Source organism: Pseudomonas sp. TH07 (assembly GCF_016651285.1).
Taxonomy (GTDB): Bacteria; Pseudomonadota; Gammaproteobacteria; order Pseudomonadales; family Pseudomonadaceae; genus Aquipseudomonas.
Genome location: NZ_JAEKED010000001.1, coordinates 811,446 through 835,586, shown reverse-complemented (window position 1 = coordinate 835,586; position 24,141 = coordinate 811,446). Strand labels below are relative to the sequence as shown.

Genomic DNA, 24,141 nt, shown 5'->3' with positions numbered 1-24,141 from the left:
ATCAGGAAACCGGCGGCGGCAGGTGCTCGCGCCATTCGTCCGGCAAGCGTTGCTGCTGGCTCAGGCCCAGCAGGCGTTGGCGTTGCGCCGGGCTCAGCAGCTCGAAGGCGATCGCCAGGGGCAGCCCGGGCGACACCGGGCGCCCGGCGGCGAGCTGCTCGTCCAGCAGGTCCAGGGCCAACTGGTTGAGGCTGACGCTGTGGCGTTGCGCGAGGCCTTGCAGGCGGCGCACGTCGAGCCCCATGCCCAGGGCCTTCAAGAGCAATTGGTGGAAGGCCCGTTCGCTGTAGTGGCGGGCCGGGTAGGGGGTGTCCAGGGCCAGGGCGGCGAAGACCTGGCTGTTGCTGGTGCGCCCGGCCTGCAACGCCAGCTCCAGGCCGAGCCCCTGGCGGTCGAGCCAGTCCAGGGCTTTGAGGGTGGCGATTTTTTCCTGATCGTCCCCCCACAGAAACAGCTGGCGCAGAACGGACAGTTGCTCGCTGGCCGGCTGCTGTTCCAGGGCCTGGGCCAGCAGCAGCGCGCGCGCCAGCTGGACCAGGCTCCAGCCGCTGCCGGGCAGGGCGCGCTCGTTGAGGTGGCGCTTGCACTGGCTGCTCAACAGCGCCGCCGTGCTGGCATCGGCACCTTGCGCCAGTTGCTCCAGGGCCTGGCGCCACCAGTGCCGCTCATTGTCATCAAGCTGCTGGGTGAGTAGTTGGCGCTGGGCGTCGAGGCAGTCCTGGCGCATGTCCAGGGCCGCCGATGGCTGTGGTTTCAGGTCGGTGTTCATGTGGGTTTGATCCAGCGCTGGAAGTGTGGGAGCAGGAAAAACACCAGGACGCATAACAGGCTGCCCATGGGCTGGTTGGCCACCGCCAGCACCAGCGCATCGAACAGGGGCAGGGCCGCGAGGCCAGCCCCGATAAAGGCCCGGACCTGGCGTTGCCGCGGGTTGGCCAGGTGGCGCCAGTAATGCCAGCCCAACCAGCCGAGCCAGAGCAGCAGCACCGCCCAGAACCAGGCGTTGACCGCGTATATCGCCAGTGCCAGGGGGCTCAGCATCAACAGCAGCGGCAGGCGGCTGATCAGTTGGTTGCGATGCTCCTGGCGGGCCAGGTAGGTCAGGCCGCTGATGTACACGCCAAGCAACACCGCACACAGCCAGATCGGCTCCGGCGGCACCGCGAGGCTGGCCGCAGCGGTGAGGTACAGGGCCGAGCGGCATGCGCCCATCAGCCACACGCTGTGGGCGTATTTTTTGTGCAGCAGGTTGTAGCCCAGGATGCAGCCCACCAGCAGGGTGGCGCTGCCCAGCAGCCAGTGCGGCTCGTCGATCAACTGGCTCAGGCCCAGCACCGATGCCGCGGCCAGGGCCAGCAGCAACGCAGTGGCCAGGCCCACTTGCTGGCGGCTGACCAGCCCCAGGGTGATCGGGCGCGGGTTGTGGTGCTGCTGGTCCCAGTTGGCGTCCAGCAGGTCGTTGAGCAGCATGCCGGCCAGGTACAGCAGGGACAGGGCCGCCAACAGCAGAATCCACACCAGCGACGAGGGCGGGGCGAGGGCGCTGGTGCTGCTGGCCAGCAGGGCGGCGGCCAAGGTGTTGGTCCACACCGTCGGCAGGTTGGACACCCGGCCCAGGGTCATCCAGGTCTTGAGGTTGTGCGGCGCCAGGTTCATTGCGCGCAGCCCTCGCTCAAGCTCAACAATGGGCCGCTGCCGGTGGCCAGCCGCAGCAGCGCCTGTTCCATCAGCGGCGCGTCGATTTCATGCAGGTCCACCGACCCCCCGATGCGGTTGAGCATGGGGATCGACAGTTGCCCGCCCAGGTGCTGGCGGAATTCTTCCAGGCCGATCAGCACCTGGGCGCGGCCTTGGGCATCCTTGAGCAGCAGCTCCGCCGGGCACAGGTTGAAGCCGAGCTGGACCAGCAGCCGCAGCACCCGTTCGCTGTCGGCATCGCTCAACAGGCCCAGGGCATTGGCGTACAGACCGTCGAGGGCCATGCCCACCGCCACGGCCTCGCCATGGCGCAGCCGGTGGTGGCTGAGGTTTTCCAGTTTGTGCGCGGCCCAGTGCCCGTAATCCAGCGGTCGGCCATTGCCGCGCTCGAACGGGTCGCCGGCGCCGGTGATGTGCCCCAGGTGCAGCTCGGCGCAGCGGCGGATGGCGTAGCGGCTGGCGCTGTGTTCGAAGGTGGCCAGGGCTTCGGCGTGTTGCTCCATCCAGTGGAAAAACGCCTGGTCCTTGATCAGCGCCACCTTGACCGCTTCGGCCAGGCCGGCGATCTGGTCGCGGCGGGTCAGGCTGGTGAGCAGCTGGAAGTCGTTGATCACCGCCGTGGCGGGGTAGAAGGCCCCCAGCAGGTTTTTCTGGCCGAAGGCATTGATGCCGTTCTTGACCCCGATGCCGGCGTCGTTCTGCGCCAGCACCGTCGTCGGGATGCGGATCAGGCGAATCCCCCGGTGAAAGGTGGCGCTGGCGTAGCCCACCGCATCCAGCACCGCGCCACCGCCCAGGGCCAGCACGTAGCAGTGGCGGTCCAGGCCCTGTTGCAGCATGTCGCTGTACAACTGTTGCAGCACCTGTGGGTCCTTGCTCAGTTCGCCGGCCGGCACCGCGATCGGCGCGGCCAGCAGGCGCAGGTCCGCGTGGGCGGCAAAGTACTGGTCGATCTGTTGCAGCAAGTGGGGGGCGCTTTGCAGCAGTTGCTCATCGGCGAACACCAGTGCGGTCACCGGCCCGCGATGCTGGGCGCAAAGCTGCTGGTGCAGGCAGGGGTTGGCCGGGTCAAACAGGTGGTCGGTGAACACCACCGGGTAGTCGTAGCTGACCTCGAAGCGCCCGCGCAGTGGCTGGTTGGCGTCCACGGCGTGGCGCGGCTTGAGCAGGCTGCGCGCAGCGATAAACAGAGCGGGCAGCAGCATGCCGGCGAGCAGGGTCAGCAGCAGCGCATTTTGTTCCACCAGAAAACTGCCGATGGCGCTGTAGGCCAATGCCAGGCCGGCGTTGGCCAGGGTGGTGACCAGCAGGAACGAGCGCAGCGGGTAACCTTGCATGCCGGCGGCCACCACCGAGGTTTCGGCCAGTACCGGCACGCCGCGCAGGCAGATCAGCGACAACGTGCCCAGGCGGTAGCCCAGTTGCCCCGGCTGGCGCTGGTGCAGGCCCAGGCGGCCGGACAACAGCCGAAAATAGCCGGCCCCCAGGGCGTAGCCGAGCCCGGCGCCCAGGCACAGGCCGATGAAAATCACCAGGTAGCCACCCAGGCTGCCGAGCATGGCAATCGCCAGCAGCGCCACCATGCTTGAAGGCACCGGCAACACAACGTCGAACGCCAACAGGGCGATCAGCAGCAGGGCCAGGTTGAATTTCTGCGCGGGGGTAGAGGGCAGGTACAGGTTCAGATGGGCCAGGGCATCCTGGATCTGCTGTTCGAACAACAGGAAGCTGGCGATGACCAGACCGGAGAAGCAAAGCAGAGACAACCAGAAAAGTCCGGCCGACCCTCTTTGCGAGCACGCACGATACCATTGGCTGCGCTTCATCAATCGTCCCTCTTGATTGTTATGACTGAATTCCGTGTCAGCAGTTAACGCAGTATCTGAAGAGTGTTTTAAATAACCGAGTGTCCTCGTCGGATGGGGTGTTGCTTCATCGATCGGCGATGCGGCTGAATAATAGTTATGAACTTAGTCGCGACTTGCACTTTTGCAAGCAAGGCCGGAACAAGAGTTTTTCGATGGTTTCCAACAGCGACTTCGAGACGCTGGGGATGGGCGAGTGTCTCGCGCGTTTGCCGTGTATTTATTGGGCTGCGGCCCGGTTATCCCGGCTTTTAAATGAAGTTGAACATGATTGAACCCATTTGAAAAAAGATCGGTCAATGAATTAATAGCAAGGTAAACAACCAATAATGGCTATTTGTCATTATCGTTTGTTATAGGCTTTATTATGCTTGGCTATATAGAGTTAAGTGCGTGTGGGGTTATCAGCGCGAGAGGGGTGGAAGTTGGCGCGGTGAAGGATATTCAAGCCGCTGAGGTCTACGCTTAACGGTTTTGTCTGCGGGATGGGGAAGTTACACGGAAGTTGCTTCGTTAGTTTGTTGAGAATAATAATCAATACTCTTGTTGGTCCGCTACAAACTTATTGTTTTTTATGGACCACCAAACCCCGCAGCGTCATAACGCCACGGGGCTTTTTGTGGGCAAGTGGGCTCAGTGCAGAGCGGCGCCGGGTTTCAGCGGCTGGCGTCCAGGTATTCATCGGTCGCGACCACGCTGGCATAGGCGAACGCCAGGGATGCCATGTACGCCCCATGCACCTGGGCGGCCGGGATCACCTGGCCGTTGAACTCCAGGTCACGGGTGGCGCAGGCGTCGTGAATCACGGTGACGCCATACCCCAGGTCGGCGGCAGCCCGGGTGACGCCATCGATGCACATGTGGCTCATGCTGCCGACTATCACCAGTTCCTCGATGGCCTGTTGTTTGAGAATCGACTCCAGCTCGGTGTCGCGGAACGCGTTGACGAAATGCTTGAGCACCACCGGTTCGTCGCCCTGGCTGGCGACCTTGGCATGCAGGCGCGCGCCTTCGGAGCCCGGGGCAAAGAACGGCGCGTCGCTCGAGGTGAACTCATGGCGCACATGGATCACCGGTTTGCCGCTTGCGCGAAAGGCGCCCAGCAGCCTGGCGGCATTGTCGGCAGCGGCCTCGACTTCGGCCAACGGCCATTTGCCCTGGGGAAAGTAGTCGTTCTGGATGTCGATCAGGATCAGTGCTTGCTTGGCCATAAGGGTTTCCTTGAACAGAGGTGGGTATGGCGTCCAGTATTGGCGCCGGCGGGTCTTTCGAGGATTGGCCGCACCGACAATAGCAGGGGGAAAACTGACAATGGCCATGCAACGTGCGGTCGCCGAACTGGGCGTGCTGATCTATCCCGGTGCGCAGATGGCCGCGGTCCACGGCTTGACCGACCTGTTCGGGGTGGCCAATCGGATTGCTGCCGAACACCAGAGCGAACAGTTGCCGTTGCTGCGTATCAGCCATTGGCAGGCCTCGTTCGATGAGGCGCCGGTGCGGGTCTATGACAGTCACCCGGGCCCCGATTCAGCGCTGGTGGCGGTGTTGATTCCGCCCTCCCTGGCGGGATTTTCCGAAGGCCAGGCCACGACCGCGCTGACTCACTGGCTGCGCGAGCAGCATGCCGCCGGTGCCACCCTTGGCGGCGTCTGCGTGGGCTCGATCCTGATGGCCGAAAGCGGTCTGCTGGACGGGCGCAGCGCCACCACCCACTGGACCTCGGCCAAGAGTTTTGCCCTGCGTTACCCGCAGATCCGCCTGAGTGCCGAAAAGCCCATCGTCGACGATGGCGACCTGATCACCACGGCCGGGCTGATGGCCTGGTCCGAGCTGGGTCTGCGCCTGGTGGACCGCCTGCTGGGGCCGAGCATCGCCACCGGCACTGCGCGCTTTCTGGTGGTCGAGCACAGCGACAGCGCCAGCCAGTGCGGGAGCAATTTCGCGCCGATCCTCAACCACGGCGACCCGGCGATCCTCAAGGTCCAGCACTGGTTGCAGGGCAATGGCGCGGTGGAGGTGTCCCTGGGGGCCATGGCGCTGCAGGCGGGGCTGGAGGAGCGCACCTTGCTTCGACGTTTTCGTGCCGCCACCGGCCTCAAGCCGACCGAATACTGCCAGCACCTGCGAGTCGGCAAGGCCCGGGAGATGCTCGAGTTCAGCAACGGCACCATCGACCGTATCGCCTGGACCGTGGGTTATCAGGACCCGAGCGCCTTTCGCGCGATCTTCAGGAAAATCACCGGCCTGACCCCCAGCGACTATCGCAGTCGCTTCGGCGTAACGCCTCCAACTGCGGCGCGGGGCGATCAGGGGCGCTAGGCCCGTCGTGCAATATCCGCAGGCGTTGGCAACGATCGTGCAGTTTGCAACGGGCACAGTGCCGCTACGTTTTTCCAGCTGACTGATTTGCAAGGGGTTTTGCCCGGGCGGGGAGCTGGCCTGATCCGTGCAGCCCAATGGGCACACTCATCGGCCGGTTGGCCAAGGTGGCCCCATGACCTCGACAAACCGCAAGAAGCTGGTGGTCGCGCATTCCACCCGTCCCCAGGCACCCCTGCATGAAGTCGAAACCAACCGCGCGCTGGCCCGCTGGCTGGCGCAGATTCTCGGCCTTAAATACGGCGGCAGCTACGACCCGGCGCAGCATGCCGGGCGTGACTTGTACTGGTTGCCGACCCAGACCCTGGTCGGGGCCGAAGCGGCGCGTGCGTTGGGGGTGACCAATGCGGACGATTTATGGGGCGGTTATGTCGAGCACGACTTTATCGCCACCAAAGCCATCGCCCACGGTTTGTTCAGCGCCGAGGCCGTAGCGCCGCCGGGCTGGTCGCCGCTGTTTGCGCAGCGGGTCGGGGATTCGGTGCTGGACGGCTTCAGTGTGTTTTCCGAACAGGATGCACGGTCCGCCGCCAGCCGTTTGCTGGAGTGCGGGCCGATCCGCATCAAGCCGATTCACGCCTGTGCCGGCCGCGGGCAACAGGTGATCGACAGCCTCGAGCATTTCGACCAGGCCCTGGCCCAGCCGCAGACCGCCGCCCTGTTCGAGGAGGGCGTGGTGCTTGAACAGGACCTGCAAGGGGTGATTACCCACAGTGTTGGCCAGTCGTTTATCGCCGGCCACGTCATCAGCTATTGCGGCGAGCAATTCCTGACCGAGGACGCCCATGGCGAACAGGTCTATGGTGGCTCGCGCTTGCTGGTGGTGCAGGGCGGCTACGAAACGCTGCTGGCCCTGGACCTGCCCCAGGACGTGCGCCTGGCGGTGCAGCAGGCCCAGGTGTTCGACAGCGCCGCGGATGAGGTTTACCCAGGCTTCTTTGCCTCGCGGCGCAATTACGACATCGCCCAGGGCCGGGCCGCCGACGGCCAGGTGCGCAGCGGCGTGCTCGAACAGTCCTGGCGCATGGGGGGCGCCAGCAGTGCCGAGGTGGCGGCCTTGCAGGCCTTTATCAATAACCCCGGGATGCGCGCGATCAACGTCGCCTCGGTGGAAACCTACAGTGATCAGGCACTGCCTGCGGACGCCATCGAGGTGTATCGCGGGCCGGCGGACAACAGCGATTTTCTTCTCAAATACGTAACGGTCCAATCCTATGACGGCTAGAAGCGAGAGCATTCAAATCGACATCGATGATGAACAGATGAGCGGGAATTTTCTCAGTCCCAAATCGAAAGTACCGGGGGTGTTATTCGTCCACGGCTGGGGCGGTAGCCAGGAGCGCGACCTGGAGCGCGCCAAGGGCATCGCCGGCCTGGGCTGCGTGTGCCTGACCTTCGATCTGCGGGGGCATGCCGGCACCGGCATTCCATTGTCGCGGGTCACCCGCGAAGACAACCTGCGCGACCTGCTGGCCGCCTATGACCGGCTGCTCTCGCACCCGGCCCTGGACACCTCGGCGATTGCCGTGGTCGGCACCAGCTACGGCGGCTACCTGGCGAGCATCCTCACCTCCCTGCGCCCGGTGCGCTGGCTGGCGCTGCGGGTGCCCGCGCTGTACCGCGACGAGCAATGGCATACGCCCAAGCGTGACCTGGACAAGGCCGACCTGATGCACTACCGCAGCAGCCTGGTGCGCGCCGACAGCAATCGGGCGCTGCATGCCTGCGCCGCCTTTACCGGGGATGTGCTGTTGGTGGAGTCCGAGACCGATGACCACGTCCCCCACGCCACCATCATGAGTTACCGCGCGGCGTGCCAGCAGACCCATTCCCTGACCCACCGCATCATCGACGGCGCCGACCATTCCCTGAGCGATCCGGTGTCGCAGCAGGCCTACACCTCGATCCTCGTCAGCTGGATCACCGAGATGGTGGTCGGCGAGCGCCTGAGCATCATTCAGGAACGCTGATCGACGGCTCCGTCGCCAGGACCCCGGCGCTGCATCAGGCCGGTTTCTTCGCTATCCGAAGTGCCTTGGCCTTGGCCTCCACCACCAGGTACATCAGCAGGGCCACCAGCAGCGGCAGGATGAAGTAGATCGCCCGGTAGGCGATCAACCCGGCCAGCAGGCTGCCCCGGGACACCTCGTGTTGCAGCAGGGCGATAAAGACCGCCTCCAGCACCCCGAGCCCGGCCGGGATATGGGTGATGACCCCGGCGATGCTGCTGATCAGCAGCACCCCGAGCACCACCGGGTAATCCAGCTTGCCCGGCAGCAGGGTGAAAATCACCGCCGCCATCAACGACCAGTTGAGTGCCCCCAGCGCCAGTTGCAGCAGCGCCATGCGCAGTGATGGCAGGTTGATTTCCACGCCACGGATCGCCCACTCCCGACGTCGGGAGAACTGGCATGCGGCCAGGTAGCCGATGCTCAACAGCAGCAACAGCACGCCCACGGCCTGCAACGCGCTGCTGCTGAGTTTCCAGCCGGGAGGCATCTGCACCACGCCACTGGCAAACACCCCCCCGGCCAGGACCATGTAGCCGAACCAGTTGGTGGCCAGGCTCAGGCCGAGGATCTTGGCGATATTGCCGGTGCTTACCCCCAGCCGGGAATACAGGCGGTAGCGCATGGCGATCCCGCCGACCCAGGCGCTGAGGTTGAGATTGAAGGCGTAGCTGATGATGCCCACCGGCAAAATCTGCCGCCAGCCCAGGTCCTGGCGGATGTAGGTGCGGCCGATCAGGTCGAAGCAGGCGTACACCAGGAAACTGGCCAGGGTCAGGCCGGCGGCGATGATCAGGGTGCGCACCTTGAAATCCGCCAGGGTGCTGAACACTTCGCTCCAGTCGATGCGCCGCGCGAGCAGGGTGAACAGCACGATCAACAGCAGGAAAAACAGCACCGTCAGCGGCTTTTTCAGGCGCTGCCAAAGGGTCTTGGAACCCTTGCTGTCGGAGGGCGCTGCGTGGGCGCTGGGCTGGCTCATGACGGCTGCTCCGGTGGCGCCTTGTGCTGCACAAAAGGCTTGAGCTGCGGTTTGTGCGCCGGCAACCAGCCGGCCCAGGCCGGAAAATGGCGCAGGAAGTGAAACACCATGAAGCCGACGGTCAGGCGCCACAGGCGGCCCCGGGGCTGGCGGTTTTCCGGCATGGCCTGGCAGTGGTCCTGGCTCAGCCGCTCCAGCCGCTCGAACAGCAGGCGGTTGAACGCCCGGTCGCGGATCAGCACGTTGGCTTCCAGGTTCAGCGACAGGCTCAGGGGGTCGAGGTTGCTCGAACCGACCGTGCTCCAGTCTTCATCCACCAGGGCCACCTTGCCGTGCAGCGGGCGCTGGCAGTATTCGTAGATGGTCACGCCGTCCTTGAGCAGGTAGTCGTAGAGCATGCGCGCGGCGAATTTGACGATGGGCATGTCCGGCTCGCCCTGCAGGATCAGGCGCACATCCACCCCACGCCGGGCCGCGTTGCGGATTTCCCGCAGCAGGCGGTAACCGGGGAAGAAGTAGGCATTGGCGATCACCACCCGTTGCCGGGCGCCGCGCAGCACATGCAGGTACACCTCTTCGATGTCCGAGCGATGCTCGCGGTTGTCCCGATACACCAGCCGCACCTGACCGTCATGGTCGCTCAGCGCCAGTTCGGAGCGGCGTCGACGGCGCCGTTGCCACCAGTATTTGGCCCGGGCCGGGCGACCGCTTTGCACCAGGGCGAAATGGTGAATATCCACCACCGCCGGGCCTTCGATCTCGACCGCGTAATCCTGCTTGGCTTCGGGGCCGAAATCCGCCAGGTGATCGGCGGAGAAATTGATCCCGCCGATAAACGCCAGGCGCCCGTCGACCACTACGATCTTGCGGTGCAGCCGACGAAACCAGTTGGTGCGCACCCCCAGCAGCGGCCGTGCCGGGTCGAACAGTTGCAGGTGCACCCCGGCCTCGCTCAGGGCACCGAGGAAATCCCGGCTCAGCTCGCCGCAGCCAAAACCGTCGAGGCTCACCGTGACCCGTACCCCGCGTTGCGCAGCTTCGATCAGGATGGCATGCAGCTCATTGCCCACCTTGTCTTCGAAGAGGATGAAGGTTTCCAGGAGGATCTCGCTCCGGGCCTGGCGCAGTGCGGCGAACACCCGTGGGAAGTAGGCCTCGCCGTTCTCCAGCAGTTCGACCCGGTTGTTGCTGTGCCAGCCGTATTCCAGGTCCGAGGCCGGCGTTTCACTAGGTGCCACGGGGTTGGCGAGGGGCTCCAGGGTGGTTTTTTCCAGGGGCGTGCTGCTCATAATTCGACCTCCACCGACAGCGGCGCGTGGTCGGAAAGATGGGACCAGGGGTGAGCCGCCAGTACCTGGGGCCGATGGATGCGCAGATTGCGCAGGTAAATGCGGTCCAGCCGCAGCAGCGGCCAGCGCGCCGGAAAGCTGCGGGCCGGCTTGCCATGGGCATCGACAAAGGCTTCGCGCAAGCCGCTGCCGGCCAGCACCTGATCGGCCCGCTGGCGCCAGTCATTGAAGTCGCCGGCGACGATCACCGGGGCCCCGGGCGGGATCTGCTCCAGGCGTTGCAGCAACAGGTTCAACTGCTGCACGCGGTGATCCTCCCGCAGCCCGAGGTGCACGCAGATCCCGTGCAGCTCCTGCTCCTGACCGGGCAGTTGCATGACACAGTGCAGCAGGCCGCGGTTTTCATGGCCGTTGAGGGAGATGTCGAGGTTGTCGTGGCGGATGATCGGGAATTTCGACAGCACCGCATTGCCATGGTCGCCCTCTGGGTACACCGCGTTGCGCCCGTAGGCGAACTGCGGCCAGATGCTGTCGGCGAGAAACTCGTATTGCGGCATGCTCGGCCAGTTGCTGTAGCGCTGCGGGTGCTGCTCGTGGGTGCCGTGCACCTCTTGCAGGAACACCAGGTCGGCGCCGACGCTGCGCACCGCTTCGCGCAATTCGGGAAGAATGAAACGCCGGTTCAGCGCCGTGAAGCCCTTGTGGGTATTGACCGTGAGGATACTGAAGCGCTGCACCCGGGCTTCGACGGGCGTCGCAGGATCACTGAGCACCGCTGTCTGCTGGCTGCTCATGGCAGGGCTCCCGGTGCGGCTGGCTGGCCGGGTTCGGTGGCCAGGTCGCGGTCCAGGCCGAAGCGTTGCAGCAACTGGCGCGCATCGAAGGGCGCGCGCACTTTGAGGTCGTTGTCGAAGTAGCAGAACACTTCGCGGCTCTTGCGCGCCCGTGGCCGGCGACGGGGGTCGATCAGATGCGCGTCCGAAGGTTGCCGGCCGTGGCTCCAGGTATCGATGCGGTCGCCCCAGTGTTTCAGGGCGGCGGCGGTGTAGCCGCTGGCATACAACTGCTCCTGGCCATGCAGGCGCAGGTAGACGAAGCCGCAGGTCAGGTCTTCGCAGTAAGGCCACTTGCCCGCCGCATCGGCGATCACCAGGGCCACGCCATAACGCCGCAGCAGATCGGTGAAGGCGGGCACGGCAAAGCTTGGGTGACGAATCTCCACGGCATGGCGCAACGGTCGCTTGCGGTAGGCCTTGGAGCTGGCCTTGCCGTCCATGCGCGGCTCGTGCTGGCGGGCCAGGGCGGCGGCCTGCTGGGTGTTGGCCGGCAGTTGGGCGAGAAAGTGCTCGAACAGTTCAGGGTCGAATTTGAAACTCGGCGGAAACTGCCAGAGGATCGCCCCGAGTTTGTCCTTGAGCTCCAGGACCCCGGAGGCGAAAAAGTTGGCCAGGGGCCCGTGAATGTCCCGCAAGCGCCGGATATGGGTGATGAAGCGCGGGGCCTTGACGCTGAACACGAAGTGCTCGGGCGTTTCGGCGTACCACTGGGCATAACGCTCGGGCGTTTGCAGGGCGTAGAACGAACCGTTGATCTCGATGCTGTTGACCGCCCGCGAGGCAAATTGCAGCTCGCGCTTCTGGGTCAGACCCTTGGGGTAGAAGCCCCCGCGCCAGGGCGTGTAGCGCCAGCCCGAGATACCGATATGAATCGCCGCCATGTGTCCTCCCGTGCGCCGCCGTGCATTGCCCCGATGTTTTGCTGACTGTGGCGAGTGCGGGAAAGTTTCGACGGGGCTACCGATGGCACTGCGGATGGCACTGCAGATGGGACAGCGCCGCCGGACTGATTGCGCGGCAAACCGAACTTGCCGGGCATTTGCCGATCAGTTCCTTACAGACCCTTCTCAAGGAGCTCCGCGTTTTGTTCAATTTCAAGATCGCGCTATTGCTGGGGATCGTACTGGTATTCGGCAGCAGCGAGCTGCAAGCCGCCGCAGCACCGGCACCTGCGGCCAGCACCAGCACCAGCACCGACGCCGCCGAGGCGCCGGCCAAACCCGAATTGCTGGTGCAAGGCGGCCTGCTCGGGGCCATCAGTTCGAGCATCGATGACGTCCAGCAAAAACTCGACCTGAATGAAAACCTGGTGGACGCCTGGCGCCTGCGCGCCGACCGGGCGGCGGACGAGGTGGGCCGCCTGGTCAACCAGCCCTCGGATCGCTCGACCTGGAGCGTCGTCGGCGACTTCCTGATGCTGTCGGGGGTGTGGATCGGCGCCTTCATTGTGCTCACCCTGGCCGCCGGCCTGTTCGCCAAGCGCCTGAACCGGCACCGCCTGTTGGTGACCCGCCAACGCAGCCAGTCCCTGCTCGGATATTTGCTGCCCTACACCTTGCCGGCGCTGATCTGCCTGCCGCTGACCCTGTACGCCAGCCACTTTCTGCAGGCGTCGGTGGGCCGGGCCCTGGCCCTGTGTTTTGCCTACGCCACCAGCAGCGGCATTGTCTCCACCTCGGTGCTGCTGTGCCTGGTGGTGATGTTCAATGTCGGCCACAAACGCCCGGCGGTGCAGATCATTCGCCGTCATTGCCCCCGGCCGTTGTTCCTGATCGGTTTTCTCGCGGCCCTCAGTGATGCCCTGACCAGCCCGCAGATCGCCCGGCAGTTGGGCGGCAATATCACCAGCAGCATTGCGGTGTTCACCGGTCTGTTCGCTTCGGTGATTTTCGGCCTGCTGGTGATCCGCCTGCGCCGGCCGGTGGCGCACCTGATTCGCAACCGCCCCCTGGCCCAGCGCCTCAAGCAACCGGCGCTGCAAGAGTCGCTGCGGATTTTCTCCGGGCTCTGGTACTGGCCGATCCTGCTGATGGTGCTGGTCTCGGCGATCAACCTGATCGGTGTCGGCGAAGACAACCAGAAAGCCCTGCGTTGCGCCTTGCTGACCACGGTATTGCTGATCGCCACGGTGTTTCTCAGCACCGTGTTCCAGCACCTGTTCAAGTCCCGCAGTGCCCAGGCCCTGCAACGCAGCAGCGCCTACAAGGAACGCTTTTTGAGCTTGCTGCACGCCTTGCTGCGCATTGTCATGGCCATCGCCTTCATTGAAATCCTCGGGCGGATCTGGGGCCTGTCACTGTTCGAATTCGCTCAGCGCAATACCGTGGGCCGGGCCATCAGCGATTCCCTGAGCAGCATCGGCCTGATCTTCCTCGTCACCTGGCTGCTGTGGGTGGTGCTGGACACGGCCATCCAGGAGGCTTTGAAACCGCCGGTCAGCAAACGCGGCGCACGCCAGCCCAGTACCCGGGTCAAGACCATCCTGCCGCTGCTGCGCAATGCGATCAAAATCGTGCTGGTGGTGATCTGCGCGATCACCACCATGGCCAACCTGGGGATCAACGTCGGCCCGCTGCTGGCGGGTGCCGGGGTGGTCGGCCTGGCGATTGGTTTCGGTTCGCAGCAACTGGTGCAGGACGTGATCACCGGGCTGTTCATCATCATCGAAGACACGCTGTCGGTGGGCGACTGGGTGGTGCTCGACTCCGGCCACGCCGGCACCGTCGAGGGCCTGACCATTCGCACCTTGCGCCTGCGCGACGGCAAGGGCTTCGTGCACTCGGTGCCGTTCGGCCAGATCAAGGCGGTCACCAACCAGTCCCGGCAGTTCGCCTATGCGTTTTTCTCGGTGCAGTTCACCTACGACACCGACGTCGACAAGGCGGTGGAATTGATCCGCGAAGCCGGCCGCTCCATCAGCGAAGACCCGTTCCTCAAATACAACCTGCAAGGTTCGCTGGATGTGTTCGGGGTGGACAAGATGGACCTCAACGGCGTGGTCCTGACCGCGCAGTTCCGCACCGTCTCCGGCGGCCAGTACGCGGTCAACCGTGCCTTCAACCAGCGCCTGAAAAAGCTTGTGGATAACAGCCCCTGGGTGCACTTCGCCCAGACTTATCCACAGCAGGTGCTGCTGCCCAAGCGCAACGCCCAGGAGGATGAGCCGGAGCACCACGACACCCCGGGCGTGCTCTTGCCTGACCAGCCACGCCCGCAGTAGCCGGCGTGGTGCTCAGTGGCGGGTGAGGGCGGTGCGCAGCAACAGGGTGGCGTGTTCGTCCAGCTCCAGCCAGAAGTGAGGTTTGCCGGCAATGTGCGCCGCCGCCGGCACACCGTCGCGGTACACCAGGCGGTTGCCGGCCAGCGCCGGCACCTTGCTGCCGGGCAACAAGGTGCCGACGAGGTTCAGCGGATCGACCCCGCACACTGCGACCAGGCTGCCGTCGTGGGGCCGGCGCCGCACTTCGCGCAGCAGCGGGATGGCTTCGGGCAGGGCGAATTGCTCACCGGCAAGGCCGCTGACAAAACGGCCGCCGCGAATCTCGCCCCGGGCTTCCAGGCGATGAAAGGTGCGCAGCAGTTCGCGCCAGCTTGGCAACCAGTCGGCTTCACGCTCCAGCAAGCGCCAGAACACCACGCCGTAGCGGCGCAGCAGGGTCATGGCTACGTGCTCCAGGGTGGCCGGTGCAGTGGCGGCGGGACGGTTGGACAGGGGCGCCGGGTCGGCGGGCGCTCGTCGCAGCAGCGCCCAGCGCCCGGCATCGTCCATGCCGCCGACAAACGCGCCACGGCCACGTCGGCTGCTGCGGGCCTGGCGTTTGCTGGCCGGGGTGATCAGCGCCCGCAGCCCGGCAAAGCTGTCGGCATTGACCAGGCCGGCTCCCACCAGCTCCTGCAGGGCAATCTCCAGTTCGCTGCGCAGCAGATGGGCCTCGTGCACCAGTTCGTCGAAAAACAGTGCCCCGTGCTGGCTCAGGGCGGCGTGCACCTTTTGCGCCTTGGGTGACAATTCATGGCTTTCGGGCGGTGCTGTGAGCGAACTCCAGAGCGGCACCTGGGCCCGTGGCAGCAGGACCACCGGCGTGCTGCGCAGCGCGCTGCCGCTGAGGCTGTGCTGGGCACTGAGGCGGCTCCACACCAGCTTGCCGCTGCGGCACAGCTCATCGAGCCAGGTGGCGGAATAATCCTTGAGCCGCGCCGGCAACAGGTCGCTGTCCCAGGCCGAAGCCGCTGCCGGGTAGCCTTCCAGCTGGCCGACCACTTGCGCCAGCATGGCGCTGCCCTGGCCCCGGGTGCCGGCAGACAGGTGCTGCCAGTCGAATAGAAAACGCATGAAATCCTGCAACGCCACCGGCTCGATTTCCCGGCGCAGGCGCTTGACCGTGTAGCGATGGATACGCGCCAGCAGGTGCCGTTCGCACCATTGCGCCTCCTTGGTGCCGGGGCTGAAATGCCCGCGCAACACATAGCCCTCGCTTTCCAGTTGGGCCAGGGCCTGGGCGATGGTCGAGGGCGGCAATTGCAGGGGCGCGACGATCTGCTCCAGGGTCAGCGGGCCAAAGCCACCCAGGCGCGCGCGGAGGATTTCCACCCGTGCCGCGTCGGCGTCCCAGGGCTGGTCAAAACCCGGCAGCGGGGCCAGCGCCGGCTGCGCGCGGGCCTCGGGGTACAGCGCTTGCAGACACACCAGGCGTTCCCGGGCGACCCACAGGGCGTGGCCCTGGCCGATCGGCAGGCAACTGGCGCGGCCATGCTCGGCCAGCTCCTGCAACCACAGCGGCCACTGCGGTTGGGCCTGGGCTTCGCCGGCGCTGATCGTGCCCAGGCTCATCAGCGCTTCGTGCATTTCATCGGCATTGGCCGGCAGCGGCCAGGCCTCGTCGCGCACGCTCTGGATCGCTTCGGGGTCCAGGGCGCCTAGGTCGTCGCTGGCTTGCGGGTCGCTCCAGCGCCGGTTGAGCACGGCCTGGGTCCGGCGCTCTTCAAGCGGCGCATCGTCGAGAAAGGTGTAGGGCTTGGCGTTGAGAATTTCTGCGGCCAGGGGCGAGGGCGCCGGCAGGTCGCGGCTGATCAGGCGCACCTGACCCTGCTCGATGCGCCGCAGCAGCGCCAGCCAGCCTTCGCTGTCCATGGCTTCGTGCAGGCAATCGTCGAGGGTCTGCTCCACCAGCGGGTGGTCGGGGATTTCCCGTTCGCCGGCGAGGTTCTCCAGGCAGGCGATCTGGTCGGGAAAGACGCTGGCGATCAGGTCTTCGCTTTTCATGCGCTGGATCTGCGGCGCCACTTTGCGTCCGCCGGTAAAACGCGGCAACGCCATGGCCACCCCGGCGTTCCAGCGCCAGCGCACTCCGAACAGCGGCGCATCGAGCACCGCCTGGATCAGGATGTGCTCGGCGCTGTTGCTGTGCAGGTAACGCCACACCTCGTCCAGCTCGAAGCTGTGGCTGGTGGACAGCGACAGCACGATCGCGTCCTCGCTGGCCGCCGCCTGCAATTCGAAGTTGAAGGTGCGGCAGAAGCGCTTGCGCAGGGCCAGGCCCCAGGCGCGGTTGATCCGACTGCCGTAGGGCGTATGGATAATCAGTTGGGTGCCGCCGGACTCATCGAAAAAGCGCTCCATGACCAGGGTGTCCTGGGACGGCAACGCGCCGAGGGCCAGCCGCGCCCGGGCCAGGTATTCCACCAGTTGCTCGGCGCTGGCGAGGTTCAGGCCCAGGTGTTCGGTCAGCCAGTCGAGGCTCGGTTGCACATTGCCCGGGCTGGCGGCCAGCAATGCGTCGAGTTGCCCCAGCAGGCGCGCCACAGCCTGGGACAGCTCGGCACTGCGCCCGGGCGCCTCGCCCAGCCAGAAAGGGATGGTCGGCGGCTGGCCCTGGGCATCCTCGACCCGCACCCGGCCCGGTTCGACCCGCAGGATGCGGTACGAGGTATTGCCCAGCTGGAACACATCGCCGGCGATGCTCTCGACCGCGAAGTCTTCGTTGACGCTGCCGATGTTCAGCGCCTGGGGTTCGAGCAGCACGCTGTAGTCGGCGTTGTCGGGGATGGTCCCGCCGCTGGTCACCGCCGTCAGCCTGCTGCCCCGGCGCCCGCGCAAGGCGCCGCCCACGGCGTCGCGATGCAGGTAGGCGCTGCGGATGCCCTGGCGCCCGTTGTAGCCTTCGGCGAGCATTTTCAGCAGGGCCTGGTAATGCGCCTCGTCGAGGGCGGCATAGGGCGTGGCCCGGCGAATCATCTGCAACAGCGCCTGCTCCTGCCATTCCTGGCAACTGACTTCGGCAATGATCTGCTGCGCCAGCACATCCAGCGGCGCCACGGGGATGTGCAGGGTGTCCAGTTCGCCGCGGCGCACACAGTCGAGCAGGGCCGTGCATTCGATCAAGTCGTCGCGGGACAGGGCGAACAGCCGGCCTTTGGGAGTGCCGCCGACCTGGTGCCCGGAGCGCCCGACCCGTTGCAGGAACGCGGAGATGGAGCGCGGCGAGCCGATCTGGCACACCAGGTCGACCTCGCCGATATCGATCCCCAGTTCCAGGGAGGCGGTGGCGATCAGTACCTGCAATTCGCCGCGCTTGAGCCGCTGTTCGGCATCCAGGCGTTGCTCCTTGGCCAGGCTGCCGTGGTGCGCGGCTACTGCCTGCTTGCCCAGGCGCTCGCTCAAATGCCGCGCCAGGCGTTCGGCGAGGCGCCGGGTATTGACGAAAATCAGCGTGGTGCGGTGTTCCCGCGCCAGTTGGGCCAGGCGCTCATACACCAGCTCCCAGACATCGTTGGCCATCACCGCCGACAGCGGCACCGGCGGCACCTCGATGCCCAGGTCCCGGGGGCGCGCATGGCCGATATCGACAATGGCGCAGGGCCGCTGGGTGCCGACCAGGAAGCGCGATACGGCGTCGATCGGCTTTTGCGTGGCCGACAGGCCGATGCGCATCAGCGGTTCGGCGCACAACGCTTGCAGGCGCTCCAGGCTCAGGGCCAGGTGGCTGCCGCGCTTGCCTGCGGCGATGGCATGGATTTCATCGACGATCACCGTGCGCGTGCTGGCGAGCATTCGCCGCCCGGAGTCGGAACCCAGCAGCACGTACAGCGACTCCGGGGTGGTGACCAGGATGTGCGGCGCATGCTTGCGCATGGCGCTGCGTTCTTTCTGCGGGGTGTCGCCGGTGCGCACGGCGGTGCTGATGCGCAGCTCGGGCAGGCCCATGGCGCGCAATTGCTCGGTGATGCCGGCCAGGGGGTTCTGCAGGTTGATCTGGATATCGTTACTCAGCGCCTTGAGCGGCGAGACGTACACCACCAGGGTCGCGTCCGGCAGCTCGCCGCCTTGTTCCAGGCCACGCCAGACCAGGTCGTCGAGCACCGCGAGAAACGCGGTCAGGGTCTTGCCGGAGCCGGTGGGCGCGGCGATCAGGGTCGACTGGCGCTGGCGAATCAACGGCCAGGCTTTAGCCTGCGCGGCGGTGACCGCGGGGAAGGTGGCGTTGAACCAGGCGCTGACGGCGGGGTGGAAGCCGGCCAGGGCGTTGTCCGCGGAGTGGGGAAGATTCATGGACTGAGTTATGCGGTCGTCTCAAGTCACTTGCAAGGCCCGCCGGGCGGCCTGGGCGTCACACCGGGCATGGCTGCGGCTACAAGGGTGATTTTTTCGGGTAAGGTGCCAACGGCTTGGCGCGTGTTTACTTTATCCGTGACGGTTGCGCCACAAACCCGCAAAATGCAACGATTCCGGCAATTCTCGATGGCTGAACCCGCGGGTTTGGCCGACTCAAACCATCGTTCCGAACAGACTGGGCCTGCTGACTCTATGCGAATGCGCCTTATGTTACTGGGCGGCGGAAATGCCCTTGGGCAGGCGCTGATTCGCCTGGGTGCGGAGGAAGACATCGGCTTCCTCGCCCCCCGTCCGCCGCAAGACGGCTGGGATGCCGCGAGCCTCACGCAACTGCTCGACGACACCCGCCCGGATGCCTTGATCAACCTTGCGTACTACTTCGACTGGTTTCAGGCGGAGGCCGTGCCCGAGGCACGCCTGGCCGGCCAGGAGCGTGCTGTCGAGCGGCTGTCCGAGCTGTGCCAGCATCACAACATCATTCTTGTGCAGCCTTCCAGCTACCGGGTCTTCGACGGTTCGCGGGCCACCGCCTACAGCGAAAAAGACGAACCCGTCCCTCTGGGGCTGCGCGGCCAGGCTTTGTGGCGGATCGAGCAAAGCGTACGCGCCACCTGCCCGCAGCATGTGCTGCTGCGTTTTGGCTGGCTGCTCGACGACAGCGCCGATGGCACCCTCGGGCGCTTCCTGGCCTGCGCCGAAACCGCTGAAGAACTGTTTATGGCCGATGACCGGCGCGGCAATCCGACGCCGGTGGACGATGCGGCACGGGTGATCATCTCGGTGCTCAAGCAGCTCGATTGCGCCGCGCCGCTGTGGGGCACTTATCACTACGCCGGCCACGAGGCGACCACCACATTGGCCCTGGGCCAGGCGGTGCTCACCGAAGCCCGCCAGCAACACCCCCTGGCCATCGAGTCGCCCACCGCCCAGGCCCACGCCGCGCGGCCGGACGCCGCCGACGAGCCGCAGCACGCGGTGCTGGCCTGCAAGAAAATTCTGCACACCTTCGGGATCAAGCCCCGCGCCTGGCGCGCCGGGCTCCCGGCATTACTGGATAGGTATTACCGACATGGCTGATGATCGCCCTGTACTGATCACCGGCGGCGCCGGTTTTATCGGCTCGCACCTGAGCGATGCGCTGCTCGCCAAGGGGTACGCGGTGCGTATCCTCGATAATCTGTCGACCGGCAAGCGCAGCAACCTGGCACTGGATAACCCGCGCCTGGAATTGCTCGAAGGCGATGTCGCCGATGCGGCCCTGGTGAACCGGGCCATGGTCGGTTGCCAGGCCGTGGCCCATCTGGCGGCCGTGGCCTCGGTACAAGCTTCGGTGGACGACCCGGTGCGCACCCACCAGAGCAACTTCATCGGCACCTTGAACGTCTGCGAAGCGATGCGCGAGGCCGGAGTCAAGCGCGTGCTGTTCGCCTCCAGCGCGGCCATCTACGGCAACAATGGCGAAGGCCATTCGATCGACGAAGACACGCCCAAGGCACCGTTGACGCCCTACGCTTCGGACAAGCTGGCCAGCGAGTACTACCTGGATTTCTACCGGCGCCAACATGGGCTGGAGCCGGCGATCTTCCGCTTCTTCAACATCTTCGGCCCACGCCAGGATCCGTCTTCGCCTTACTCCGGGGTGATCAGCATTTTCTGCGCGCGCGCGCAGCAGGGCCTGCCGATTACCGTGTTCGGCGACGGCGAGCAGACCCGCGATTTCATGTATGTCGAAGACCTGGTGAGCCTGCTGGTGCAAGCCATCGAAGCGCCGCAGCTGGAAGTCGGGGCGGTCAACGTCGGCCTGAATCAGTCGATGACCCTCAAGCAGATGCTTGAAGCCCTGGAGCAGGTGCTGGGTCAGTTGCCGCCGATCAGCTATGGCCCGCCGCGCTCGGGCGATATCCGCCATTCCCGGGCCAACAACCAGCGTCTGCTGGAGCGCTTCACCCTGGCCGAGCAGACGCCGATGAGCGTTGGCCTGGCGCGTCTTCTGGGGCGTTGAGGTTTATTCCAGGCATGAAAAAGGCGCCCCGAGAGGCGCCTTTTTTGTCTGTCGGGCTTAGAACTTGTAGCCCAGGCCGACCATGTAGACCATCGGGTCCACGTCGACATTGACCTTGGCCCGAGTGCCCGAACCCACAGCGACGTTGTCGACATAAGCGGTGGTGTTGATGTCGATGTAACGCACTTGGGCGTTGACCATCAGCTTGTCGGTCAGCATGTAGTCCGCACCCACCTGCCAGGCCAGGCCCCAGGAGTTCTTGGCGCGGAAGTTGTCGAAACCGGCTTCGCTGGCGCGGCTGCCGACGTGCTCGTCGTAGATCCAGGTGTAGTTGATACCGGCGCCGACATAGGGCTGGAACACCGACTTGGAGTCCAGCGGGTAGTAGACCACGCTCAGGGTCGGCGGCAGGTGCTTGAGGGTACCGAGCTTGCCATTGGCTGGGCCCAGGTCGGTGTTCTTGAGTTTCACATCGTGTTCGAACGGCGTGGCGGCCAGCAGCTCGATACCAATGTTGTTGGTGATCATGTAGGCAAAGTTCAAGCCCAGCTGGGTGTCGCTGCTCATGGTCGCCTTGCCGTTCAGGTTGGTACCTGCCAGCGAGCCGCGATCGACCCTGACGTTGCCGCTGTCGGCTTTCGGGTTGACGGTGATGGCACCGGCGCGGACCAGAATTTCGCCCGCTTCGTGGGCGTGGGCAGCGGGGGCGGCGAGTGCGAGCGCAATCAGGGAGGCGCTGAGCAAGGACTTGTGCATGGAGGGCTCCAAAGGACGGTTCAAGTTGGCTGTGTCCAATGGTAAAGATCGTCCGCGCCCAGGCGTTGACTCAGCTCAATGAAATCGTCATGGCTGGCCAAAGCCATGAACTATTCTGTTTGCCCTTACTCTGTGTCCGGTTGTTCGTGCGGATGCCTCACTCGGGCAATTCGTAGACGTAGATCTTCTGTGCATCCATCTGATACCCGGCGTCTGCCAGCTCGCTGGTGGAGGCCTTGACCTGCATGGCACCTTCGATCCAGTAAGGCTGATACAGCTCTTCGAGCTTGACCCCGACCTCGCTTTTGACATGCACGATCTGGTTCGACGGTGGCGGCGGCACGTGGATGCAGGCGCCGAAGTAGGGCACCAGCAAAAACTCGGTGGTGCGCCCTTCCTCGCTGACTTCCAGCGGCACGATATAACCCGGCAGGCGGATCGACTGGCCGTCGAGGCTGTTGACCACCGGCGCGTTGGGCATGTCCTGTTTGGCTGCCGGAGCGGACTCGGCAGCCAGGGCATCGCTCATTTGCGACAGGTCATGCAGCGGCTGCATGTTCGGTACTTCCGCTGGCGCGTCCGGCGGGATCATCTCCGACCAGGTCAGTTCTCTGGGCGCCGCTGCCCACAGGGGCATGGCCACCAGCAGCAACAGCGCAAGCAAGGCGCGGGGCATGAATCGATTCCTCATAAACGAATGGACAGGCCATCGGCCAGGGACTGCCGGTAGGCACGCCAGGCCGGCACGCTGCCCATCAGCAGCGCGGCGATCAGGATACCCCCGAGCAGCGTCCACTCATACTCGCTGGGCCAGGCCAGCGGCAGGTACAGGCCGTAGGTCGACTGCACGTAGCCCTGGGCGACGGCAATGCACAGGTACAGCAGGCCGAGCCCGGCGAGCACCCCGAACAGCGCCAGGGCGAAGGCCTCCAGCACCAGCAAGGTGGCGATATGCCAAGGGCGGGCGCCCACCGAACGCAGGATCGCCATCTCCCGCCGGCGCTCGTTGAGGCTGGTGAGAATCGCGGTAAGCATGCCGATCAAGCCGGTCAGGACCACAAACAGCGAGACCACGAACAGTGCTTTTTCGGCGGTGCCCATCAGGCTCCACAACTCTTGCAGCGCCACGCCGGGGAGGATCGCCAGCATCGGCTCGCCGCGAAATTCATTGATCTCGCGCTGCACGGCAAAGGTCGCGATCTTGCTGTTGAGCCCGAGCATAAAGGCGGTGATGGCTTGCGGCGTGAGGTCCATGTTGCGGGCCTGGTCGGCGCTGATGCGCCCGGCGCCCTGGGCCGGCACGCCGTTGTGCCAGTCGATGTGAATCGCTTCCATGCCACCCAGGCTGATGTGCAGCGTGCGGTCCACCGGGGTGCCGGTGCGCTTGAGGATGCCGACCACGCTGAACGGCTTGTCGTCGTGCTTGACCAGGCTGATGGCCGCCACACCGTGGGCCAGCACCAGTTTGTCCCCCAGTTTGTAATGCAGGGCGTCGGCGACTTCAGCCCCCAGCACCACTTCGAATGGGTCGCTGGCGAAGGCGCGGCCGCTGGCCAGTTGCAACCGCTGCTGATGACCGTACTGGTAATGCTCGAAGTAGGCCTCGGTGGTGCCCATCACCCGATAGCCGCGGTGGGAGTCGCCCAGGGAAATCGGGATTGCCCACTTCACTTTCGGGCTGTTGGCGAAGTGCTCGAAGCTGTCCCAGCGGATATTGTTGGTGGCGTTGCCGATGCGGAACACCGAATACAGCAACAGGTTCACCGAACCGGAGCGGGCGCCGACGATCAGGTCGGTGCCGCTGATGGTGCTGGCAAAACTGCTACGGGCTTCGGTGCGCACCCGTTCCACCGCCAGCAGCAGGCACACCGAGAGGGCGATGGCGAAGGCGGTGAGGATCGCGGTAAAGCGGCGGTTAGCCAGGCTGGCCATGGCTAGACGGAACAAATACATCTCAGACCTCTGCGGGCGTGGCGGCGCGATTGAGTTCGGCCAGCGACAGGTTGCGATCGAACAGGGGCGCCAGGCTCTGGTCATGGCTGACAAACAGCAGGCTGGCCCCGGCTTCGCGGCATTCGGCGAACAGCAGGCGGATAAAGGCTTCGCGGGCATCGTAGTCGAGGGCCGAAGTCGGCTCATCGGCGATCACCAGCTCCGGCTGGCCGATCAGCGCGCGCGCCGCGGCCACCCGTTGCTGCTGGCCGATGGACAGCGAGTCGGCGCGGCGATTGAGCAACTCCGGGTCCTTCAGGCCCAGGTGCGCCAGCAGGGTGGCGGCAGCCTGGTCGACGCTGCCATGGCGCTGTGCGGCGCGGCTGGCGCGCAGTTTGGAAAAGTGGCAGGGCAGCTCGACGTTTTCCCGTACCGAGAGGAACGGCAGCAGGTTGAATTGCTGGAAGATGTAGCCGGTGTGATCGACCCGAAAACGGTCGCGGGCGCCGGCCGAGAGTTCGGTCAGTTCCTGGCCCAGCAGACGGATGCTGCCGTGGTCGGGTTTCTGCACGCCGCCCAGCAGGCCCAGCAGAGTGGTCTTGCCGCTGCCGCTGGGGCCCTTGAGGAACAGGGTTGCGCCGACTTCCAGGCGAAACGCCGGGATGTCCAGCAACTGCGGATGCCCGGGCCAACTGAAGCTCAGGTCGGACAGTTCGATAAGTGCTTGGGTCATGGTGGGCCGGTCAAGAAAATGAGTAATGGTGCATGGCCGCCGCCGCAG

General features: G+C 65.2%; 19 protein-coding genes. 6 read left to right on the top strand and 13 right to left on the bottom strand.

Annotated features, from left to right (window positions below):
* Window position 1 precedes the first annotated feature (1 nt).
* From JFU57_RS03995 to JFU57_RS03980, 4 genes are all read right to left on the bottom strand, one after another.
* Window positions 2-769, bottom strand: a complete 768-nt coding sequence (locus JFU57_RS03995; RefSeq protein ID WP_201128233.1) for an EboA domain-containing protein — start codon at window positions 767-769, stop codon at window positions 2-4.
* Complete coding sequence (locus JFU57_RS03990; RefSeq protein ID WP_078471578.1) at window positions 766-1,656, bottom strand: UbiA family prenyltransferase; 891 nt, start codon at window positions 1,654-1,656, stop codon at window positions 766-768. Before JFU57_RS03990 ends, JFU57_RS03995 begins: the two co-directional genes overlap by 4 nt.
* Window positions 1,653-3,524 carry a 3-dehydroquinate synthase gene (locus tag JFU57_RS03985; RefSeq protein WP_078471579.1) on the bottom strand — a complete coding sequence of 624 codons (1,872 nt, stop codon included), beginning with the start codon at window positions 3,522-3,524 and terminating at the stop codon, window positions 1,653-1,655. Before JFU57_RS03985 ends, JFU57_RS03990 begins: the two co-directional genes overlap by 4 nt.
* Before the next feature lie 695 nt (window positions 3,525-4,219).
* Window positions 4,220-4,774 (bottom strand): cysteine hydrolase family protein, encoded by a 555-nt coding sequence (locus JFU57_RS03980; protein ID WP_201128228.1) that lies wholly within the window; start codon window positions 4,772-4,774, stop codon window positions 4,220-4,222.
* Between the two features lie 100 nt (window positions 4,775-4,874).
* On the opposite strand from JFU57_RS03980, the gene JFU57_RS03975 reads away from it, so the two are divergent.
* From JFU57_RS03975 to JFU57_RS03965, 3 genes are all read left to right on the top strand, one after another.
* Window positions 4,875-5,882, top strand: coding sequence for a GlxA family transcriptional regulator (locus tag JFU57_RS03975; protein WP_201128227.1), 1,008 nt, complete (start codon window positions 4,875-4,877; stop codon window positions 5,880-5,882).
* Between the two features lie 175 nt (window positions 5,883-6,057).
* Complete coding sequence (locus JFU57_RS03970; protein WP_201128226.1) at window positions 6,058-7,167, top strand: DUF3182 family protein; 1,110 nt, start codon at window positions 6,058-6,060, stop codon at window positions 7,165-7,167.
* On the top strand, window positions 7,157-7,912 hold the full coding sequence (locus JFU57_RS03965; RefSeq protein ID WP_020297876.1) for an alpha/beta hydrolase family protein: 756 nt from the start codon (window positions 7,157-7,159) through the stop codon (window positions 7,910-7,912). Before JFU57_RS03970 ends, JFU57_RS03965 begins: the two co-directional genes overlap by 11 nt.
* Before the next feature lie 34 nt (window positions 7,913-7,946).
* Here JFU57_RS03965 and JFU57_RS03960 read toward each other — a convergent pair whose 3' ends face one another.
* From JFU57_RS03960 to JFU57_RS03945, 4 genes are read right to left on the bottom strand one after another with little or no spacing between them, the layout of a single operon-like run.
* Window positions 7,947-8,933, bottom strand: coding sequence for a lysylphosphatidylglycerol synthase domain-containing protein (locus JFU57_RS03960; protein ID WP_201128225.1), 987 nt, complete (start codon window positions 8,931-8,933; stop codon window positions 7,947-7,949).
* Window positions 8,930-10,222 (bottom strand): cardiolipin synthase ClsB, encoded by a 1,293-nt coding sequence (clsB, locus tag JFU57_RS03955; RefSeq protein ID WP_201128224.1) that lies wholly within the window; start codon window positions 10,220-10,222, stop codon window positions 8,930-8,932. The genes JFU57_RS03960 and clsB overlap by 4 nt, the downstream gene beginning before the upstream one ends.
* Window positions 10,219-11,016 carry an endonuclease/exonuclease/phosphatase family protein gene (locus tag JFU57_RS03950; protein WP_078471585.1) on the bottom strand — a complete coding sequence of 266 codons (798 nt, stop codon included), beginning with the start codon at window positions 11,014-11,016 and terminating at the stop codon, window positions 10,219-10,221. The genes clsB and JFU57_RS03950 overlap by 4 nt, the downstream gene beginning before the upstream one ends.
* A complete protein-coding gene (locus tag JFU57_RS03945; RefSeq protein ID WP_201128223.1) occupies window positions 11,013-11,939 on the bottom strand; it encodes a DUF72 domain-containing protein in 927 nt (308 codons plus the stop codon). The genes JFU57_RS03950 and JFU57_RS03945 overlap by 4 nt, the downstream gene beginning before the upstream one ends.
* Window positions 11,940-12,142: 203 nt before the next feature.
* Here JFU57_RS03945 and JFU57_RS03940 point away from each other — a divergent pair, with 203 nt between their 5' ends.
* Window positions 12,143-14,278, top strand: coding sequence for a mechanosensitive ion channel family protein (locus tag JFU57_RS03940; protein ID WP_201128222.1), 2,136 nt, complete (start codon window positions 12,143-12,145; stop codon window positions 14,276-14,278).
* Window positions 14,279-14,290: 12 nt separating this feature from the next.
* Here JFU57_RS03940 and JFU57_RS03935 read toward each other — a convergent pair whose 3' ends face one another.
* Window positions 14,291-18,607, bottom strand: coding sequence for a DEAD/DEAH box helicase (locus tag JFU57_RS03935; protein ID WP_201128220.1), 4,317 nt, complete (start codon window positions 18,605-18,607; stop codon window positions 14,291-14,293).
* A 255-nt stretch (window positions 18,608-18,862) separates the two neighbouring features.
* On the opposite strand from JFU57_RS03935, the gene JFU57_RS03930 reads away from it, so the two are divergent.
* Together JFU57_RS03930 and JFU57_RS03925 are read left to right on the top strand one after the other, a co-directional pair.
* On the top strand, window positions 18,863-19,747 hold the full coding sequence (locus tag JFU57_RS03930; RefSeq protein WP_078471589.1) for a sugar nucleotide-binding protein: 885 nt from the start codon (window positions 18,863-18,865) through the stop codon (window positions 19,745-19,747).
* Window positions 19,740-20,672, top strand: a complete 933-nt coding sequence (locus tag JFU57_RS03925; protein WP_201128219.1) for an NAD-dependent epimerase/dehydratase family protein — start codon at window positions 19,740-19,742, stop codon at window positions 20,670-20,672. Before JFU57_RS03930 ends, JFU57_RS03925 begins: the two co-directional genes overlap by 8 nt.
* A 57-nt stretch (window positions 20,673-20,729) precedes the next feature.
* On the opposite strand, the gene JFU57_RS03920 is transcribed toward JFU57_RS03925, so the two are convergent.
* From JFU57_RS03920 to JFU57_RS03905, 4 genes are all read right to left on the bottom strand, one after another.
* On the bottom strand, window positions 20,730-21,428 hold the full coding sequence (locus JFU57_RS03920) for an OmpW/AlkL family protein (RefSeq protein WP_078471591.1): 699 nt from the start codon (window positions 21,426-21,428) through the stop codon (window positions 20,730-20,732).
* Window positions 21,429-21,585: 157 nt separating this feature from the next.
* Window positions 21,586-22,104 carry a DUF3299 domain-containing protein gene (locus JFU57_RS03915; protein WP_078471592.1) on the bottom strand — a complete coding sequence of 173 codons (519 nt, stop codon included), beginning with the start codon at window positions 22,102-22,104 and terminating at the stop codon, window positions 21,586-21,588.
* 11 nt (window positions 22,105-22,115) lie between these two features.
* Window positions 22,116-23,381, bottom strand: coding sequence for an ABC transporter permease (locus tag JFU57_RS03910; protein WP_201128218.1), 1,266 nt, complete (start codon window positions 23,379-23,381; stop codon window positions 22,116-22,118).
* A gap of 1 nt (window position 23,382) precedes the next feature.
* Window positions 23,383-24,093, bottom strand: coding sequence for an ABC transporter ATP-binding protein (locus JFU57_RS03905; RefSeq protein ID WP_201128217.1), 711 nt, complete (start codon window positions 24,091-24,093; stop codon window positions 23,383-23,385).
* Window positions 24,094-24,141: the final 48 nt, after the last annotated feature.

Excerpts from the sequence above, each read along its gene's own strand:
- JFU57_RS03965 (WP_020297876.1), top strand. The coding sequence starts at position 7,157 with ATGACGGCTAGAAGCGAGAGCATTCAAATCGACATCGATGATGAACAG.
- JFU57_RS03985 (WP_078471579.1), bottom strand. The coding sequence starts at position 3,524 with ATGAAGCGCAGCCAATGGTATCGTGCGTGCTCGCAAAGAGGGTCGGCC.
- JFU57_RS03945 (WP_201128223.1), bottom strand. The coding sequence starts at position 11,939 with ATGGCGGCGATTCATATCGGTATCTCGGGCTGGCGCTACACGCCCTGG.
- JFU57_RS03935 (WP_201128220.1), bottom strand. The coding sequence starts at position 18,607 with ATGAATCTTCCCCACTCCGCGGACAACGCCCTGGCCGGCTTCCACCCC.
- JFU57_RS03975 (WP_201128227.1), top strand. The coding sequence starts at position 4,875 with ATGGCCATGCAACGTGCGGTCGCCGAACTGGGCGTGCTGATCTATCCC.
- JFU57_RS03905 (WP_201128217.1), bottom strand. The coding sequence starts at position 24,093 with ATGACCCAAGCACTTATCGAACTGTCCGACCTGAGCTTCAGTTGGCCC.
- JFU57_RS03915 (WP_078471592.1), bottom strand. The coding sequence starts at position 22,104 with ATGCCCCGCGCCTTGCTTGCGCTGTTGCTGCTGGTGGCCATGCCCCTG.
- JFU57_RS03960 (WP_201128225.1), bottom strand. The coding sequence starts at position 8,933 with ATGAGCCAGCCCAGCGCCCACGCAGCGCCCTCCGACAGCAAGGGTTCC.
- JFU57_RS03920 (WP_078471591.1), bottom strand. The coding sequence starts at position 21,428 with ATGCACAAGTCCTTGCTCAGCGCCTCCCTGATTGCGCTCGCACTCGCC.
- JFU57_RS03970 (WP_201128226.1), top strand. The coding sequence starts at position 6,058 with ATGACCTCGACAAACCGCAAGAAGCTGGTGGTCGCGCATTCCACCCGT.
- JFU57_RS03930 (WP_078471589.1), top strand. The coding sequence starts at position 18,863 with ATGCGAATGCGCCTTATGTTACTGGGCGGCGGAAATGCCCTTGGGCAG.
- JFU57_RS03980 (WP_201128228.1), bottom strand. The coding sequence starts at position 4,774 with ATGGCCAAGCAAGCACTGATCCTGATCGACATCCAGAACGACTACTTT.
- JFU57_RS03950 (WP_078471585.1), bottom strand. The coding sequence starts at position 11,016 with ATGAGCAGCCAGCAGACAGCGGTGCTCAGTGATCCTGCGACGCCCGTC.
- JFU57_RS03925 (WP_201128219.1), top strand. The coding sequence starts at position 19,740 with ATGGCTGATGATCGCCCTGTACTGATCACCGGCGGCGCCGGTTTTATC.
- JFU57_RS03990 (WP_078471578.1), bottom strand. The coding sequence starts at position 1,656 with ATGAACCTGGCGCCGCACAACCTCAAGACCTGGATGACCCTGGGCCGG.
- JFU57_RS03995 (WP_201128233.1), bottom strand. The coding sequence starts at position 769 with ATGAACACCGACCTGAAACCACAGCCATCGGCGGCCCTGGACATGCGC.
- clsB (WP_201128224.1), bottom strand. The coding sequence starts at position 10,222 with ATGAGCAGCACGCCCCTGGAAAAAACCACCCTGGAGCCCCTCGCCAAC.
- JFU57_RS03910 (WP_201128218.1), bottom strand. The coding sequence starts at position 23,381 with ATGTATTTGTTCCGTCTAGCCATGGCCAGCCTGGCTAACCGCCGCTTT.